Consider the following 19167-nt stretch of genomic DNA (forward strand, 5'->3'; position numbering starts at 1 on the left):
TTGGTGTTATAGCTGAAAATACATTGTATATAGTTACTAATCTTCCTGCCCTTTAATTCCATGTCTCTTTTATTAAAAGTTGATACCTTAGAATGCCAATTATCTGCAGGGAATCCTGCAAGGATTTTAGAACCTTGTAGGTTTTTTCTACACATTCCTGTAAGCGTACATTCTTGGGAGAACTGAAAAATGTTAGTTATCGTCTTGGAAGTCTTCCCAGGAAGAAAGGATGTACTGTTAATAGCCGTTTTTAAAAAACTCGAGCTCAGAGTTAATATTTTATTCTGAATCCTGTTTTTAGCCCTACTTCTTTATCAGCTGTCGCTGATAAAGTCACCTTCCCTTAAAAAGGAAGGAGCTATTTGAGGAATTTTGTTTGTTTTCGAATTTTTTCAAAGGCAGGCCTTAAAAATGACAATTATCGGCATGCAGTCCTGTACGGTTGTTAATCTATCTCTCCGTTTATTCACTTTGAAAAAGTTCTTATTGGATTATTTCTCCAAAAGACCATTACCTTTTATTGTTGTTATCGATTGCGCAGAGATATCGAAAAGAATAATAATGGCGAAATTAACAGCTTTGAATCTTCAAATTAAGTATTTCCCGCTTCTTTCCTCTTCAAATTCTCTTATCTAACCTATTAAAATCATTATAATAATAATTTTTAGGCTTAAAAATTTTGTACTTGACATTTTATAAATATATTTACGTAATCGATTACATTGTTAAAAATTTTACGAAATAGTAGTTCTTTCAGCCTACTCAGGGACTTTAGCGGTTTTAACACGTAAAAAGTTTTAGTTTTCTTTAAGAAGAAGGATGTTGTTCAATTCTATTTCTGATATAATCTATGTAATCGCCTATAACTAACATCTTTAATAAATTAACTAAATCAACTTTTATGACTCAACTTTATTTAAAATTACACGAGCTAAGGAGGAGCTTGTTTCCCGAAGAAAACATAAGCTTTTTCATTCAGGTTAGTTCTCCGGTGGAGAAACTCCTTAATGATCCTTCAGCAGGGAACTCCGCAGAGATTTTCTACACAATAAGAGGATCTGAAACTCTTTTTTCAACTAATATTTTTAAAAACATTAAATTATGAAAAGAAATAAATGGATAGAGAGGGAGCATGGATCCGTTTCCTTTGTTTTCTTTTTGCTAATGCTTGTAACTGGTTTTACAATGCAGGCACAGGATAATATTACTGTAACCGGAACTGTAATTGAAGCTGATACTCAGGCACCACTGCCTGGAGTGACTATTGTTCAGGAGGGAACTTCAAATGGTACAGCAACAGATTTTGACGGAAACTTCTCTATAACTGTTCCATCAGATGCGGTTCTTCTTGCTAGTTTCATTGGATATCGCACAGAAGAAATTGCGGTAGACGGCCAGGAATATATTCAATTTATACTTCAGCCTGATCTTGAAGCTATGGACGAAATCGTTGTAGTGGGTTATGGTACCTTAAAAAAGACCGATTTAACCGGGTCTGTAAGTAGTGTTAGTTCAGAAGATTTAACAGAGAGAAATTTAACCAATCCGTTGGAGGCACTTCAGGGGAATATGCCTGGAGTTCAGATTACCACATCCACTGGTAGAATAGGGGATGGTTTTGATATTGTTGTACGTGGTAAAAATTCCATGGGTGGCAACGTTGAGCCATTGTATATTGTTGATGGGGTTCCAGCCAATGATATTGATTTTTTAAATCCACAGGATATAGATCGAATAGATGTACTTAAAGATGCATCTTCTACAGCCATTTATGGATCACGTGGATCTAACGGGGTTGTAATTGTAACTACAAAGAGTGGTGCTTCGGCTAAACCAGGAATAAACATTTCTTTTGAAAATTTTGTGGGTATCAAGGAGGTAGCCAGACTGCCGGAAATGATGGATTCGCAAACCTGGTGGGACTATCACCAATCTGCTTATTTAGCAACTGCGGGTACAGATCCGGTAACCGGAAATGTTACTGAAGAAACTTTATTTGATGCTGTAATTGGTGATGCCAATGCTGAATTACTAAGAAGGGCAACAGAGAACGATGCTTTTGATTGGTATGATGCTGTTTTACAGAGTGGAATTCAGCAGAATAGTTATCTAAATATTTCCGGAACAGCAGATAACGGTTTAGGCTATAACCTGGGGCTCGGTTATCAAAAAGAAACCGGAAACGTAGAAAATGAGTCCTTGGAAAAATATTCCTTTAAGGCTGGTCTTAATCATCAAATCAATGACAAGTTTACCGCAGGGGCCAATTTAACAGTGGCACTTACTGAACAAAACTTAGGTAGTGACCTTGCTATGAGGGAAGCTTTCAGATTAAATCCGTTTTTAACTCCTTATGGATTAGATGGAGAACTTTTTCCTATGCCTGGAAAATTAACTGATGAGAATGGTGATTTCCTCATAAATAAAACCAGTACGTACAATCCAATATTAGAAATTAGCAACAGTGCAGATGAGATCCGCAGGTGGAACATGATTGGAAATACTTATTTCCAGTATGATCCCATAGAATGGCTATCCCTTAAAACCACTTTTTCGGTAGGTGTTGAAAACAACAGGAGAGGACGTTCCTGGGGAGCAATGACCAACAGAGGGGTTAGCAATAATAATTTACCTTCTGCAGATATGGAGCGTCTTGAGAATTTCAATTACACGTGGGATAACCAATTCAATATTAACCATACAATTAATGATGATCATGCATTTAACCTGTTAGGATTGTTCAGTATGTATTCTAATAGAACCGAAAGTTCTTTTGGCAGTTCCAGAAATATGCCATTTGACACCGGTTTTTATAATATTGGCAGTGGTGAGCAGAGCACTTTTAACGTAGGTTCTAATTTTATGAAGCAGACGCTTACATCTTATGCTCTACGTTTAAACTATGGCTTTTTAGATCGTTATTTAATCACTCTTTCCAATAGATGGGATGGCTCTTCTTTGCTTTCAGAAGAAAATCGCTGGGATTCTTTTCCTTCAGGTGCCATTGCCTGGAGAATTAGTGAAGAAGCCTTTCTACGTAACCAGGAGACGATAAGCAACCTTAAAGCACGTCTAAGTTATGGTTTTACAGGAAATAATATTATAGCACCGTATTCTACATTAAACACTTTGGATACCCAAACCTTTTATGACTTTAATGGTAATACGGCTAATGGATGGTTACCGGCAAATATTGCGAACTCTCAACTGGGATGGGAAAAGACCAGGGAGGTGAACTTTGGTGTAGATTTCGGATTTTTTCATGATCGCATTACAGGAAGTGTGGATGTATACGACAGATTATCTGACGATTTATTATTGCAGCAACAGCTTCCGTTGGAAACAGGATGGGCGTCTATTAATGCCAACGTAGGTTCTGTGAGTAACAAAGGGGTCGAAGTAGCATTAACTACCAGAAATATTCAAACTGAAGATGTAACCTGGACAACATCCTTCACTTTTACAAAAAACACCAATAGTATTGAATCTATCTATGGTCAGGATGTAGAAGATGATATAGGGAACAACCTCTTTATTGGAGAATCTATTGATGCGCATTATAACTATAGATTTACCGGAATCTGGCAGGCAGACGAGGCTGATGAAGCTGCGTCTTATGGAATGGAAGAAGGACAGGAGAAAATTCTTGATGTTAACGGTGACGGCAGATACACTCCCGATGGAGACAGAATTATTCTGGGCTCTTCTGATCCTAAGTGGAGCGGAAGTATTTTCAGTAGCTTAAAAGTTGGAAATTTTGATTTATCAGCTTCAGCAATTACAAATCAGGGAGTATTTGTATATAGTCCTTTTCATTCAAATTTTGCAGATACAAGAGACAGAGGTAGACAGAAGTTGGATATCGATTGGTATGTTCCTGCAAACGATGCAGGACTTCCTGCAAGGGCTTCCAACACTCATCCACAACCAAGAAATGAAGGGAGCTTCTGGAGAAATGATGGTGTAGGTTACTATAAGGACGCATCCTTCATTAAAGTGAAAAACATAGCACTTGGATATACATTTGCAGATAATATTAATGATCGTCTTGATATCGATAAGTTGAGGATATATGCGAATGTTTTGAACCCATTTGTATTTACAGATTATGAAGGATATGATCCCGAATGGGCTCAAGCCGATCTTGGAATTGGCCGGGTAAGTTCTATTACTTATCAATTAGGTTTTAGTTTAAAATTTTAAAAAGTAGTAATGATGAGAAAGATATTTTTAGGTATAGCAGTATTGAGCTTTTTATTTAGCTCCTGCGAAGATTATCTTGAGGAGGAAAACCTTTCAAATGTTACGGGAGAAGAATTCTACGCAACTGAAGAAGGTTTTGAAAGCCTTGTAAACGCCAATTATTCGCAGCTTAGGGAAATTTATGGAAATGAGCCCTGGTTGTTTTCTGCCGGAACAGATCTCTATGCTGAAGGACGTGACGCTGAACCACCTGGGCTAAGTAGGTATACCCAATTAAATCCGGCTTCAGAAGGAGTAGGCCATTTGTATAATACTGGATATCGTGCAGTTCAGGTGGCAAATATGGCGTTACATTTTGCAGATCTAACTGAAGAAACACCACTATTAGACAATCGCGTTGGAGAGGTGAAATATTTACGTGCTAATGCCTATTTTCTAATGGTCCAAACTTATGGAGGGGTGGGTCTTGTAACAGATTATATTTCTAACCCCGTTCTCCAATTCGACCGAAATTCTGCGGAAGAAGTTTATAGCTTTATTATCGCAGAACTTGAGGAGGCTCTTAACCTTGTAGAGGAAGAAGCTTATGCAGGAAGAGTAAATAAACGTGCAGTGAGGCATTTACTTGCAAAAGTATATCTAACACGGGGATATGAAGATTTTGGTGATCAATCAGATTTTACAACAGCTGCAAATTATGCAGATGAAGCCATCGCCGGTCAGGATCTTAATCTTTCTTTTGAAGAAGTATGGTGGCCTGGAAATGAATTAAATGAAGAAGTGATTTTTTCTGTGCAGTATGATGATTCTTCTGTAAGTACAGATCCTTTTGAACTGGGGCATATGCAGTCCTCTTATTTTGGCCCGTACCAGGGTGGATCTGAAGTGGCAGGGGATGCTCCTTACAGGACTTATACGCTTACTCCCACACAATTCGCTATTGACCTTTATAGTGAGGATGATGAGCGTTGGGATGCAACATTTATGGTAGAAGTCTTTGATCGATATTTTGACTATTATGAAGTAGAAGATCATTCTACATTGGGAGTTAGCGAATATTATGCTCCGCAATGGGAAAGCTCTGCCGAAGATCAGGCGGCTTACGAAGCTGCTCATCCCGGGGTAACATATCACCCTTATGGTAGTTATGTACCTTCAGAAAACCCAAATTTTGACTATGAGACTATTCCTGTAAAGAAATTTGATGATCCTTCAGCTCCATTTGGAGAAAGTACCAGTACTCGTGATATTATTTTATCCCGTCTGGCAGAAACTTATTTAATTGCTGCTGAAGCTTATTTCCAGGCAGGAGACGCTGCAACAGGATTAATGAGGTTAAATGAAGTTAGAGAGCGTGCAGGTGTGGAACCGGCAACAATGGCCGACTTTGATATTGATTTTATTCTTGATGAAAGAGCAAGAGAGCTTCTGGGTGAATATCAAAGATGGTTCGATTTAAAAAGAACCGGAACATTGGTAGAGCGTGCTTCTGCACACCACTTTTTAGTTGAAGAGAGCAATTTTGCCGGAAATAATGGGGAGCTTAAAATACTAAGACCTATTCCTCAGGCAGCTATGGATCTAAATCAAAATCAGGATTTCCCACAGAATCCTGCTTACCAATAATCTTCTTGTTTTTGTATTTTTAGTTTTGAGTTAGGATCATGAGCCCGGTTTATACCGGGCTTATGTATTTTACCGACAAAAAATCATATAAAATTATGATTTCATAATTTAAAATAGCAACAAATTTTTAAGAGATGAAAAGATATATAATAGTGCTGGTAATCTTTATGATTACTAATATCATGAGTGCTCAATTAGACGAAACAGCTCGTGAGAAAGTGATGGGCGAGATCATAAATCGTATAGAATTACCTGCCATTCCAGACTATACAATTTCCATTATGCAGTTTAACGCAAAAGGAGATTCTTTGACAGATAATAAGCAGGCATTTGATAAGGCGATGCAGGCTATTAAAGAAAATGGAGGGGGTACGATAGTTGTTCCAAAAGGGATCTATAACATTAATGGACCAATTCATTTTGTAGATAATGTAAACCTGAAATTAGAAGAAGGGGCGAGATTAAAATTTGGTTCCAATCCCAAAGATTATCCATTGGTGCTAACCAGCTGGGAGGGTACGATGCTTTATAATTACAGTCCTATGATTTATGGAATAGATCTGGAAAATATTGCTATTACTGGCAAAGGAACAATAGACGGGGAAGCAAAAAATTCATGGGCAAATTGGAGGGAGCTTCAGGAAAAAGATCAGTTATTGAGCAGGGAAATGAATCATAACAATGTCCCGGTAGAAGAAAGGATTTTTGGTGAAGGTCACTACCTGCGGCCACAGTTAATTCAATTTGTTAATTCCCGGAATATTTTAATCGAGGATGTGACCATAGAAGATGCACCATTTTGGTGTTTGCATCTTTTAAAATGTAGTAGTGCTACATTAAGAGGTTTAAAATATGATGCTCATAACTATAACAATGATGGGATAGATCTGGAATATACCCGGGATATTTTAATAGAGAATGTAAAGTTTGATAATGGCGATGATAATCTTGCCATTAAAGCTGGAAGGGATCATGAAGGTCGTTCTAATGCAGATCAGGCATCTCAAAATATCGTGATGAGGAATTGTTTATTGAAAGGCTTGCATGGGGTAGTTATTGGAAGCGAAATGTCTGCAGGAGTGAAGAATATATTTGTGGATAATTGTAAGGCATGGGGGGATTTAAAACGTGGAATTTATTTTAAAACGAACCCGGACAGAGGTGGATACATGAAGGATATTTATGTTAGCAACATAGAGTTGGGTAAAGTAGAAGATCTTTTCTTTATCACGGCAAATTATCATGGAGAAGGTGAAGGTTTTAATTCCAAAATCTCTGATATTTATATTAATAATGTAACATCTGAAGAGGCTACAGGAACTGCTATAGTAATTGAAGGATATGAAGATAGTAAGGTGGAAAATGTGAAATTAAATAATATACACGTAAAAAAAGCAAGTAACGCTATTACGATTAAAAACACTGAGAATGTAGTTTTTGAACAGGTGATAATTGGTGAAGAAGCAGGAGTCCCAACTACTGCCACAACAGAAGAAGTCTCCAAATTCTAAAAGATTCTGCTGTTTACGGGAAGAAAGTAATGAAAAGAGTTCGGTTATCCGGACTCTTTTCTATTTTAAACCTCTATCCGAAGAATCTCTCACAAACAATTCAGGAGGGAGAACTACTTTCTTTTCAATAGTTATAGTTTGATTTTGTTTTACCTGTTCCAGAAAAACCTGTGCAGCGATTTTACCCATAAGCTGAGGTGTCTGGTCTATAGAGGTTATTGGAAGTTCCATATATTTTGTAAAAGGTTCGTTACTAAAACCTGCCACACATACTTCTTCAGGGATTTTTATATTTCGGTCTCTTAACTCCTGTATCGCACCAAGGGCAACATAATCCCCGGCAGCAAAAATTGCATCAGGTTTTAATTCCAGGTCCCATAACTGGGTGACAGCCTCTATTCCAGATTCAATTTTACTATTCGCTTTTATCACATACTCCGGCACATAATCCAGTCCGTATTTTTCAAGGGCAGCACAATAACCTTCATGTCTATATTTGTAAATTTCGAGGTTGCTCTCACCAGATAGGTGAGCGATGCGCGTGCAGCCCTGTTTAATAAGGTGCTCAGTGACCATAAATCCTGCTTTAAAATCATCTATAACTACAGAACTCACCCCAGGTACTTCCATCTTTCTATCAAAAAAGACCAGAGGAGTATTTTCTTCAAGAACTTTTTTTATGTGATCAGAATTTTGCGTGGTTTTAGATACAGACATAAAAATACAATCAATCTGGGTATTTAAGAGGGTATTTATTTGTTCTACCTCATTGCTAACTTCTTCATGAGACTGGCAAATAATTACATGATATCCATGAGGTCTTAGTTCTTCCTCAATCCCTCTAATAACAGAAGAAAAGAAACTCCGGTTAATGTAAGGTACGATTACGCCTATATTATTTGTTCTACCGCTTTTAAGTGCCTGTGCAAGTCGGTTCTGTTTGTAATTCATTTCCGCAGCAGTCTTTGCGACCAGCTCCCTAGTTTTGACACTGATCTTCGGATTCTGATTCAGGGCCCTTGAAACAGTTGCGGCACTCACATTTAATTTTTTTGAAATATCGTAAATAGTAACTTTTTCTTTTCCGCTCATTCGATTATTAAGGTTGCGATAGATTCACTTTTTTCAGTCAGCTGAAAGAATACATCCTGGGCGCGGGATTCGATAAAAATGAATCCGTTCCGTATTGGAATTCTTCGGTTGGTAAAACTTAATTTCTTTAAAAATAAGGAATTTTTTGTGTTAATGAGCAAAAACATATATATTAACGCAATCGATTACAAAATGCGTGATTTGTATGCTCAAAACGGTTCTTTAGAACTATGCAAAGATAATGAAAGATTTGATTATTGGTTATTAGTAAATAGTCGTCCGATTTTGTAGATGTAATTATAGCATATCTATTATGCAGTTAACATTGATTAATATAAAATTTATGCAAAAAATATTTTTTGTAGTAATTTGTTTGATATTTAATGTAGGTTCTTCCTGTTATGCCGGTATTGAGGTAAAGAACGATCGAATAAAAATTAATGGATTCATCTCTGAAGATGGTTATCAACCTGATGCCGAATATGATTTTGTTATAGCTAAGGATGGCTCGGGGGATTTTACCACTGTTCAGGAGACAATAAATGCTATTCCAGATTTTAGAAAAAATACAACCACAGTCTATATTAAAGAAGGAGTATATAAGGAAAAATTAGTTCTTCCCGCTTCTAAAACAAACGTCACCTTTATTGGTGAGGATAGGGTAAAAACCGTCCTTACCTATGATGATTACTCTAAAAAACATAACAGGTTTGGAGAAGAAATGGGGACAACAGGATCTTCTTCATTTTTTATTTTTGCTAATGATTTTACCGCGAAAAATATCACCTTCGAAAATTCTTCAGGTCCTGTAGGTCAGGCCGTAGCAGTAAGAATAGATGGTGATCGGGTCATTTTCGAAAATTGTAGATTTTTGGGGTTTCAGGATACATTGTATCCCCACGGCCGCAACAGTCGGCAGTATTACAAAAACTGTTATATAGAAGGTACAACCGACTTTATTTTTGGCTGGTCCACAGCTGTTTTTGAAGACTGTGAAATCTACTCCAAAGAAGGAGGGCATTACATTACAGCAGCTTCAACAGAGAAAGACTCTCCTTTCGGTTTCATTTTTATAAACTGCAAACTTACTGGCGATGCTCCCAAAGAGGAAGTGTATCTGGGCAGGCCCTGGCGAGAATATGCACAGACCGTCTTTATTAATACTACAATGGGAGACCACATAAAAAAAGAAGGTTGGCACAACTGGGATAAACCTGAAGCTGAAAAAACTGCCTTTTATGCCGAATTTGCTTCCGAAGGACCCGGCGCAGCGCCAGAGGAGAGAGTGGAATGGTCACATCAACTTACTTCTGGACAAGCAGAAAAATTTTCAGTCCAAAATGTTTTAAAGGGAAAAGATAACTGGCTTCCGTCAGGAAATTAAATCAATCTAAAAATTCAACATTCATCCAAATATTAATTATACAAACTATGAATCTTACTAAATTTAATTACAAGTTATTAATCCTGTGCCTGCTTTTAGGTGGTCTGTATTCCTGTAAAAACAATTCAGAAGAAAAAGAAACTGCAGCTGTCGAAAATTCCGAAATGACAGATCCGTGGGATAAGGCAGATGAAATTATTAAAAATATTACTGTTCCTACTTTTCCCGACACGAGCTTTAATGTTCAGGATTACGGTGCAAAAGCTGATGGTACGACAGATAATACAAAAGCTTTTGCAGATGCAATAGCAGCATGTAATGAAGACGGCGGCGGTAGAGTTGTTGTTCCTTCAGGAAAATATCTAACAGGTCCTATCCATCTTAAAAGTAATGTGGATTTTCATATTGAAGAGGGAGCAGAAATTTTATTTTCTACCAACAAAAGTGATTATTTACCTGTGGTACACACGTCTTACGAGGGGATGGAAATGATGGATTATTCTCCTCTTATTTATGCCTATCAGCAGGAAAATATAGCCGTTACTGGTAAAGGAACCTTTAACGGCCAGGCTGGAAATGACAATTGGTGGCCATGGAGTGGCGCAGAACGCTATGGTTATAAAAAGGGAGATCCAAATCAGCGTGATGAGCATAACCTCCCCAGGTTGAGCAAAATGGTAGAAGACGGGGTGGCCGTCGAGGACCGGGTTTTTGGGGAAGGTCATCAGTTCAGACCTACATTTTTTGAACCTTTTGAATGTAGTAATGTCTTAATTAAAGACGTGAAATTTATAAATGCGCCTTTTTGGGTGATGCATCCCATTAAATCAAACAATGTAACTGTAGATGGGGTAACCGTAGAAAGCCACGGACCAAATAATGATGGTTGTAACCCCGAGTACAGCAAAAATGTGCATATTAAAAATTGCCTTTTTGACACCGGCGATGATTGTATTGCTATAAAATCTGGCCGTGATAATGACGGAAGACGAGTAGGTATAAAAAGTGAGAATATTGTTGTTGAAGATTGTATAATGAAAGACGGCCATGGCGGAGTGGTTATGGGAAGCGAGATTTCTGGCGGTGTAAGTAATGTTTACGTTAGAAATTGCGAAATGAACAGTCCAAACCTCGATCGCGCTATAAGGATTAAAACCAATACCAGGCGTGGAGGGACTATAGAGAATATTTATGTGAAGAATATTGAAGTTGGACAAGTAAAAGAAGCTGTTCTAAAAATCAACACTCATTATGCGATTTATGACAACCAGGAAGGGGAACATATGCCGGTAATTAGGAATATTTTTCTGGAAGATATAAATGTTGAAAATGGAGGAGAATATGGAATTTTGATAAGAGGAAGGGAAGAATCACCTGTTGGAAATGTCAATCTAACCAATGTGCATATTAAGAATGCTGAAACACCCATGTTAGTGGAAAATGCCGAACCAATTTCATTTAAAAATGTTACGATAAACGGGAAGGAAATAACTAATTAATATAAACACGAGGAGATAGATGATCTTAATTTCAGTTTTTAATTGAAATATATAATTTATTTTTAAGCTTTGGATTACCATTAAATTGAACAATTTTCAAATGGTTAAACCGTGAAATAAGATCATTATCTTTTTCAGCAAATTTTTTGCTTTAAATGAATCTATAGCTTATGTTTGTGTAATCGATTACATGGTGACTAGCTTTTTTAATTTCGAAAACGATATAGCTTCAGTTGTGCTATTAGTTTCCTATTGAAAGGTTTTCTACTTAAAATTAAAATTTTAAAAATATGATAACAAATAAGATCATTCCTGTATTTTGGCAATTATCGGCTTTGCTGCTAGTCTTTATCTGCTCAGGTGCCGCTGTGAGCTGTAAGAGCAAAGAAGAAAATTCAGATAAGGCAGAGTTACAGGAGCCAGTAACCGATTATGAGCAGGAGAAAAATTACTCTACCTGGATGGCCGATTCAGAAATTAAAAGAAATCCTGAAGGCTGGACCCTGGATTTTAATGAGAAGCCGAAATGGGAATATACCCACGGACTTGTGATGACGGCAATGGAAAAAGTCCATCAAGAAACAGGCGATGAAAAGTACCTGGACTATATCAAGAATTTTGCAGACTTTATGGTGGAAGAAAACGGGGATATTAAAACCTATAAAAAATCTGATTATAATATTGACCGTGTGCAAGGTGGACGGTTCTTGATTGGCCTTTACGAGGAAACAGATAAAGAGAAATACAGGCTTGCTATTGAAGAATTGAGGGATCAAATGCGGGAGCATCCCCGGACTTCTGAAGGCGGATTTTGGCACAAGAAAATTTATCCTTCCCAGATGTGGCTGGATGGTTTATACATGGGCTCCACTTTCCTTGCTCGATATGCAGCCGAGTTTGATGAACCCGAATTGTTTGATGATGTGGCAAATCAATTTTACCTGATAGATAAGTACACCTATACCGAAGAGACTGGTCTTTATCATCACGCCTGGGACGAGAGTAAAGAGCAGCGATGGGCAGATCCCGAAACCGGTCTTTCCTCAAATTACTGGGGGAGAAGTATTGGCTGGTTAAGTATGGCTGTGGTAGATGTTCTCGATTATATGCCTGAAGATCACCCAAAAAGGGATCAAATAGTTGAAATAGCTCAAAAAATAGCTGATGGTATTGTAAGATATCAGGATGAAGAAACCGGCGTGTGGTACCAGGTTTTAGACCAGGGGGATAGAGAAGGGAATTACCTTGAAGCTTCTGCGTCCAGCATGTATGCCTACTTTTTGCTAAAGGGAGTTGATGAAGGTTATCTCGATGTAAAGTACAGGAAAGATGGCATAGAAGCGTATGAAGGTGTTTTGGAACAATTTATAAGAAAAGATGACGATGGAGGCATTAGTTTAACCGACATTAATGGTGTTGCAGGTTTAGGTGGAGATCCCTATCGCGATGGTTCTTTTGAATATTATGTAAATGAAATAATCAGGGACAATGACCCTAAGGGAGTAGGTCCTTTTATCCTCGCCTCACTTGAATATGAAGAACTTGAACAGCAGTAAATTCTTATCTTTAATAACCAATCCATCAAATACAAAAATCATGAAATTTAAAACCGGAATTTTACTAATGGCCATCTCTTCTGTAGTGGTCATTTCCTGTAAAGACAACAAAGAGCAGGAACAAACAGAAATCCAGGAGGAAACTGTTCAGGAAACTGAACGTGAAACTTATGCTGAAATTTCCATTAAAGAAGGAGGCCAGTGGGAAGGAAGAGAATATAAAGGCGGAACATTTAAAAATGTTGACGAAGTAACTTTGCCTGAAGATCATACCGATCATTCATATTATATAAGATATGAAGGACCGGGGTGGGAGAATGCTCAGGTGGGATACCGTCTTTACCTGGATTGGCGGAATGCGATAGATATTTTTGGTAAAAAGACAGACACAATGGTTTTGCACCAGGTAGGTAAGGATAATTTTGATTCGTACCACGATGAGTCTCCATGGGGTATGGATATTTTAAAAGCAGGACAATCTCTCGGGATAGGAAGTTACGGCAGGTTTATGAACGATTCTGTTGCGCATTTCCGAAATGTTCAAAATACCCGCGCCAGCGTTTCTAATCTTGAAGGTTCTTCCCAGGTTGAGATTGAGTATTCAGATTGGGTAACTGGTCAGGACACTATAGACCTCAATTCTACTTTAACTATTTATCCTGAAGGCCGTTTTACAAAAGTAGAATTAAATCCTTCAGAATCTCTTGAAGGTTTGACCACCGGAATTGTAAAATTCAATGGAATTGATCTAAAGCAGAAAGAGAGCGAAAACGGTGAGTGGGCATATATTGCAACTTATGGTAACCAAACGCTGGTAAGCGATGAAGATAAGCTTGGAATGGCAATTTTCTATAAAACTGATCAGGTTAAAGAAGTAAAAGAAGGACCGCATGATCATCTTGTGGTTTTTAATGAAGATGCAGAGCCAACCTATTATTTTCTTGCAGCCTGGGAACAGGAGCCCAACGGAATCACTTCTGAAGAAGAATTTGTGTCAAATCTGGACGCTCAGCTAAGCACGCTTCAGGAAGAAGGAAGTCTTGAATAAAATCTCGCAAATGCTTCAGAAATCCAGCTTCACAAGTATTGTAGTAATGCTTTTTCTTTTCAGCGGAATTCAGCAAAGCGTTGCGCAGAAAAAGGAAAATTATATTTCTGAAGTTTGGGTGGCAGACCAGGGTGATGGAACATATAAAAATCCGATTCTCCACGCAGATTATTCAGATCCAGATGTAGTTCGGGTTGGTGACGATTTTTATATGACAGCTTCATCATTTAATGTTGCTCCGGGACTGCCTATTTTGCATTCAAAGGATCTGGTGAACTGGAAACTTGTTGGACACGCTTTAGACCGGCAGGTTCCTCTTAATCATTTTAGTGAGCCGCAACACGGGAATGGAGTCTGGGCACCGGCGATTCGATATCACGAAGGAGAATATTATATCTACTGGGGAGATCCCGATTTTGGGATTTACATGGTGAAAACAAAAGATCCGGAAGGAGAGTGGGAAGAACCTGTTCTTGTAGAAGAGGGAAAAGGCCTTATAGATCCTGCCCCGCTGTGGGATGATGACGGCAAAGCTTATCTATCCCATGCCTATGCAGGAAGTCGTGCAGGAATTAAAAGTATTCTCGTGGTAAAGCCGATGAATGCTGAAGGCACTAAAACCACCGGAGCAGGTAAAATCGTATTTGATGGTCATGAAGATCATCCAACGGTTGAAGGAACCAAATTCTATAAAAGAAACGGCTATTACTACATTTTTGCCCCGGCAGGAGGAGTGTCCACGGGTTGGCAAACAATATTAAGATCAAAAAATCCTTACGGCCCTTACGAGGAACATATTTCTTTAGAACAGGGAAATACTGAAATTAACGGTCCGCATCAGGGTGCATGGATCGAGCTGGAGAATGGAGAAGACTGGTTTATCCATTTTCAGGATAAGGAAGCTTATGGAAGAATCGTTCATTTACAGCCCATGGTATGGGAGAATGATTGGCCTACTATGGGAAAAGACGAAGATGGCGATGGTACGGGAGAGCCGGTTTTGTCTCATAAGAAACCTAATTTAAGTAAAGAATATCCTGTAGTTACTCCGAAGGATTCAGATGAATTTGATGGAAATGACAATGGCCTTCAATGGCAGTGGCAGGCAAATCCGCATGCTACGTGGGCTTTTGCAAATCCGGCGAAAGGTCAATTAAGACTTTACACGCAGCTGTTACCTGAAAGTGCTAAAAATCTCTGGGATGCACCAAATTTTTTGTTACAAAAATTTCCTGCGGAAGAATTCACGACCTCCACAAAATTCACTTTTCATCCTAATGAAGATTTGCAGAACGAAAAAGCAGGTTTGATAGTCATGGGAATGTCCTATGCTTATCTGGCTGTTGAAAGTACTGAAAATGGAACTGTGATTAAATACGTGGTTGCAGAAGATGCAGAGCACGGTAAGCCTGAACAAGAGAAGGTTGTGGGAACGTTAGACGGAAATGCGGTCCATTTTCGGGTAAAAATAGATAAAGGAGCTAAATGTACTTTTAGTTATAGTGAAGACGGAAATAATTTTACTGAAGTTGAAGAAACTTTTACTGCAGTCCCCGGAAAATGGATAGGTGCGAAGGTCGGGCTTTTTGCATTAAAAGATCAAAAAACGAATGATTCCGGATACGCCGATTTTGACTATTTCCGGTTTACGGGTAACTAATTGTGAAAAAGAAAGACCTCTGTTTTTGTTCAGGTTGAATATGAAAAAAACAGCCCTTCTTTTTTTAAAAACCGGAAGAATAGTTCCTGAGCTTCAGGAAACATTCTTTTTTTAGAATTTCTGTGAAAATTGATGTTCTTCAGGCAATTTCTAGCCGTTTTTGAAGAGAAAAGCGGTGCAAAACCTGCAAAAAAGCCAAAAACCTGAGAAAATTGCTTGTCAAAGTAATGATTAAAGGAATAGCAGGTCGATAATTGTCATTTTCAGGAGGTGTCTTTGACGCTTCTCTCTTAAAATTGACTATTTCAGATGAAAGAAAAGATTTTATTTCCGATTAGCTTTTTAGTGTTGGTGCTGGTTTTATCAGCATTCTCTTTTCAGCAAAAAACCATTACGATTTACCTCATCGGCGACTCAACAATGGCAGATTACAGCGATAATTATGATCCCGGAAAGGATTATATGAAAACCCGCTATCCTGTTACCGGCTGGGGACAGGTTTTTCAGCAATTTATGACACCAGACAGCCTGCAGAAAGTCCGCGCAATTATTTCCGCAGATAGTGTAATTGTAGATGACCGTGCCAGGGGTGGCCGCAGTACACGTACTTTTTTCCAGGAAGGCAGATGGCGTTCTGTTTACGAAAATTTGGAAAAAAATGATGTCGTCCTTATGCAATTCGGACACAACGATGCTGCTGAAAATAAAACTGAGCGGTATGTGGATGTGGAAGGTTATAAAGAATTTCTGCGATTGTATGTTTCCCAGACCCGTCAAAAAGGAGCCTATCCTGTTATCCTTACTCCCGTGGCCAGAAATTATCCTTGGGAAAACGGCCACTTGCAAAATGTACATGGAGAGTACGACCAGGCAGCAAAAGATGTAGCCAAAGAACTTGAAGTGATGTTTATAGACCTCAATCAAAAATCGATGGATCATTTTTCTGAAAAAGGAAAGGATTATGTGACTAACAATTATTTTATGAACCTTCCGGCAGGAAAGTATGAAGCCTATCCTGAAGGGCAGGAAGATAACACCCATTTTCAGCCAGAAGGAGCCAAAGCTGTGGCGCGGCTGGTTTTTGAAGGGATGCAGGAATTGAATAAAAAAACTAAATAATGGCAAGGACAAAGAGCACATTATCATTGTTTTGTTTACTTACCTGTCTTGTATGTAAAGCACAGGAGGTAAACAATGAGAATGTTTTGTGGTATGATGAACCTGCTGCAAACTGGAATGAAGCGTTGCCTGTTGGAAATGGCAGGATTGGTGGAATGATTTTCGGAGGAATTGAGGAGGAAAGAATCCAGCTTAATGAAGAGACAGTATGGGCGGGGGAACCAGGCAATAATGTACCTCAAGATGTATACCCTCAAATTCAGGAGTTAAGGAAGCTTCTTTTTTCGGGTCAAAATGAAAAAGCACAAAATCTGGCAAATGAAACGTTTCCGAGGCAGGCACCACAGAACAGTAACTATGGAATGCCATATCAAACCGTTGGTGAATTTCTGTTAACTTTTCCTGACCATCAGAAGGTCGAAAATTACAGGAGAGATCTGGATATTGGCAATGCAATAGCTGCTGTGGAATACGATATCGACGGCGTACATTTCAAAAGGAACTATTTTGTTTCTTATCCTGATCAGGTAATGGTGATTCATCTTACCTCAAGCCAACCGGGAAAAATTTCGACAGAACTTAATTTTGAAAGCATTCAGGAAAAGCATCAAATTTCAGTTCAAAACCAAATGCTTCAGCTCGACGGTAAGAGCGGAGATATTGATAATAAATCGGGTAAGGTAGAATTTCAATCCCTTGCCTATCCTATTGTAGTTTCGGGCAGCATCCTTCAGAAGGAAAAGAGCATTGAAATAAAGGATGCAGATGAGGTCCTTATATTTCTAAGCATTGGTACTAATTTCAAGAATTACCAGGATTTGAGCAATTCTGCCGAAAAAGTTGCAGTAGATTATCTGGAAAGAGCACGGTCTAAATCTTTTGCTGAATTAAAGGAATCGCACATTCAGGATTATAAATACTTATTTGATCGCGTAAACTTAAAGTTTGGCAGCGGAACTGGTTCTAATCTTCCAACAGATGAGCGGCTCGAAAATTTCTCGGGGACAGATGATCTTTCACTTGTTTCGCTATATTTCCAATTTGGGCGTTATTTGCTAATTTCCAGCTCCAGGCCCGGTGGTCAGCCAGCCAATTTACAGGGAATATGGAACCATCAATTAACTCCTCCCTGGGACAGCAAATACACCGTGAATATTAATACCGAAATGAATTACTGGCCCGCTGAGGTGACAAATCTTTCTGAACTTCACGAGCCACTGTTTCAGATGCTGAAAGAACTGGCAAATACCGGCCGGGAAAGTGCCCGGGAAATGTACAATGTCAGTGGGTGGAACATGCACCATAATACAGACATTTGGAGGGTTACAGGAATTATAGATGGGGGTTTCTACGGAATGTGGCCTATGGGTGGCGCCTGGCTTAGTCAGCACCTTTGGCAACACTACCTTTACACAGGAGACCGGGAGTTTCTGAAAGAATATTATCCTGTTTTAAGATCTACGGCTGAATTTTATGCAGATGTACTACAAGAAGAACCCGAAAACCAATGGCTTGTAGTTGCACCTTCTATGTCTCCTGAAAACAAATATCAGGATGACGTGGGAATCACCTATGGAACCACGATGGATAATCAGCTGGTGTTCGATGTTTTTTCCAATGCCATTCGGGCAGCTGAAGAACTGGGGCAGGATCAGGATTTTTCAGAAAAATTAAAGAATTTCAGAAAACGTCTTCCGCCTATGCAAATTGGTCAGCATGCGCAATTACAGGAATGGATCAAGGATTGGGATGATCCAGGGAACAAACACCGGCATATTTCCCATTTATATGGTTTACATCCTGCCGCCCAGATCTCACCCTTTGAAAATCCCGAATTGTTTTCAGCAGCTAAAAAGACGCTGGAATTCCGTGGAGATAAATCTACCGGTTGGTCAATGGGCTGGAAGGTGAATTTCTGGGCACGTTTGCTTAACGGAAATAGGGCATACGATCTTATAAAAACCCAGCTCACGCTGGTGGAGGACGGTACAGAAGAAGGCGGTACGTATCCTAACCTGCTTGATGCGCACCCCCCATTCCAGATAGACGGGAATTTTGGATGTACTGCGGGTATTGCCGAAATGCTGCTTCAGTCGCACGATGGTGCAGTGCATTTGCTTCCGGCATTACCAGATGCCTGGAAGAAAGGTTCTGTAAAGGGCATTAAAGCCCGGGGAGGATTCGAGGTGGACATCGACTGGCAGGATAACAGCCTCAAAACAGTAATAATCGATTCTGAACTTGGGGGACTTCTCAGGATAAGAACAGAAGAAGTACTTCTAGACACAGATGGTAACGAACTGCCACGGGCTCTCCAGGAGAATTCAAACAAATATTATCAAAATCCCCGAATCAAAATGCCAATCATTTCAGAAAATGCACAGGTGGAACTTCCCGAACTGCCGGAATATAATATCTATGATGTTCAAACTGAAAAAGGAAAGTCCTACACGTTTAAAACCAAATAAA

11 protein-coding genes are annotated in these 19167 nt (G+C 38.9%); 10 read left to right on the forward strand and 1 reads right to left on the reverse strand.

The annotated features are described in order from the left end of the window. Positions 1–1101 precede the first annotated feature (1101 nt). The 3 genes from RM549_RS03820 (at position 1102) to RM549_RS03830 (ending at position 7340) form a co-directional block, all read left to right on the forward strand. Positions 1102–4203 (forward strand): SusC/RagA family TonB-linked outer membrane protein, encoded by a 3102-nt coding sequence (locus RM549_RS03820; protein WP_311681663.1) that lies wholly within the window; start codon positions 1102–1104, stop codon positions 4201–4203. A 9-nt stretch (positions 4204–4212) separates the two neighbouring features. Continuing rightward, a complete protein-coding gene (locus tag RM549_RS03825; RefSeq protein WP_311681665.1) occupies positions 4213–5829 on the forward strand; it encodes a RagB/SusD family nutrient uptake outer membrane protein in 1617 nt (538 codons plus the stop codon). Between the two features lie 134 nt (positions 5830–5963). After that, entirely contained in the window at positions 5964–7340 is a 1377-nt protein-coding gene (locus RM549_RS03830; RefSeq protein WP_311681667.1) for a glycoside hydrolase family 28 protein, read from the forward strand. A 60-nt stretch (positions 7341–7400) separates the two neighbouring features. Here the strand turns inward: RM549_RS03830 and RM549_RS03835 are convergent, their stop codons facing one another. After that, entirely contained in the window at positions 7401–8432 is a 1032-nt protein-coding gene (locus RM549_RS03835) for a LacI family DNA-binding transcriptional regulator (protein WP_311681669.1), read from the reverse strand. Positions 8433–8775: 343 nt separating this feature from the next. Between RM549_RS03835 and RM549_RS03840 the strand changes: the two genes are divergently transcribed. The 7 genes from RM549_RS03840 to RM549_RS03870 all read left to right on the forward strand — a co-directional run bounded on the left by RM549_RS03840 (position 8776) and on the right by RM549_RS03870 (position 19166). Next, positions 8776–9816, forward strand: a complete 1041-nt coding sequence (locus RM549_RS03840; protein WP_311681671.1) for a pectinesterase family protein — start codon at positions 8776–8778, stop codon at positions 9814–9816. A 47-nt stretch (positions 9817–9863) separates the two neighbouring features. Further along, positions 9864–11315 carry a glycoside hydrolase family 28 protein gene (locus RM549_RS03845; protein WP_311681673.1) on the forward strand — a complete coding sequence of 484 codons (1452 nt, stop codon included), beginning with the start codon at positions 9864–9866 and terminating at the stop codon, positions 11313–11315. 290 nt (positions 11316–11605) lie between these two features. Then, positions 11606–12871 carry a glycoside hydrolase family 88/105 protein gene (locus RM549_RS03850; protein WP_311681675.1) on the forward strand — a complete coding sequence of 422 codons (1266 nt, stop codon included), beginning with the start codon at positions 11606–11608 and terminating at the stop codon, positions 12869–12871. A gap of 40 nt (positions 12872–12911) precedes the next feature. After that, positions 12912–13919 carry a DUF4861 family protein gene (locus tag RM549_RS03855; RefSeq protein WP_311681678.1) on the forward strand — a complete coding sequence of 336 codons (1008 nt, stop codon included), beginning with the start codon at positions 12912–12914 and terminating at the stop codon, positions 13917–13919. A gap of 10 nt (positions 13920–13929) precedes the next feature. Then, positions 13930–15579: a glycoside hydrolase family 43 protein gene (locus RM549_RS03860; RefSeq protein WP_311681680.1), complete on the forward strand. Its 1650-nt coding sequence runs from the start codon at positions 13930–13932 to the stop codon at positions 15577–15579. A 309-nt stretch (positions 15580–15888) separates the two neighbouring features. Next, entirely contained in the window at positions 15889–16698 is an 810-nt protein-coding gene (locus RM549_RS03865) for a rhamnogalacturonan acetylesterase (RefSeq protein ID WP_311681683.1), read from the forward strand. Next, complete coding sequence (locus RM549_RS03870) at positions 16698–19166, forward strand: glycoside hydrolase family 95 protein (protein WP_311681685.1); 2469 nt, start codon at positions 16698–16700, stop codon at positions 19164–19166. The genes RM549_RS03865 and RM549_RS03870 overlap by 1 nt, the downstream gene beginning before the upstream one ends. The last annotated feature ends 1 nt before the right edge of the window (position 19167 follow it).

Source organism: Autumnicola patrickiae, assembly GCF_031846525.1.
Taxonomy (GTDB): Bacteria; Bacteroidota; Bacteroidia; order Flavobacteriales; family Flavobacteriaceae; genus Autumnicola; species Autumnicola patrickiae.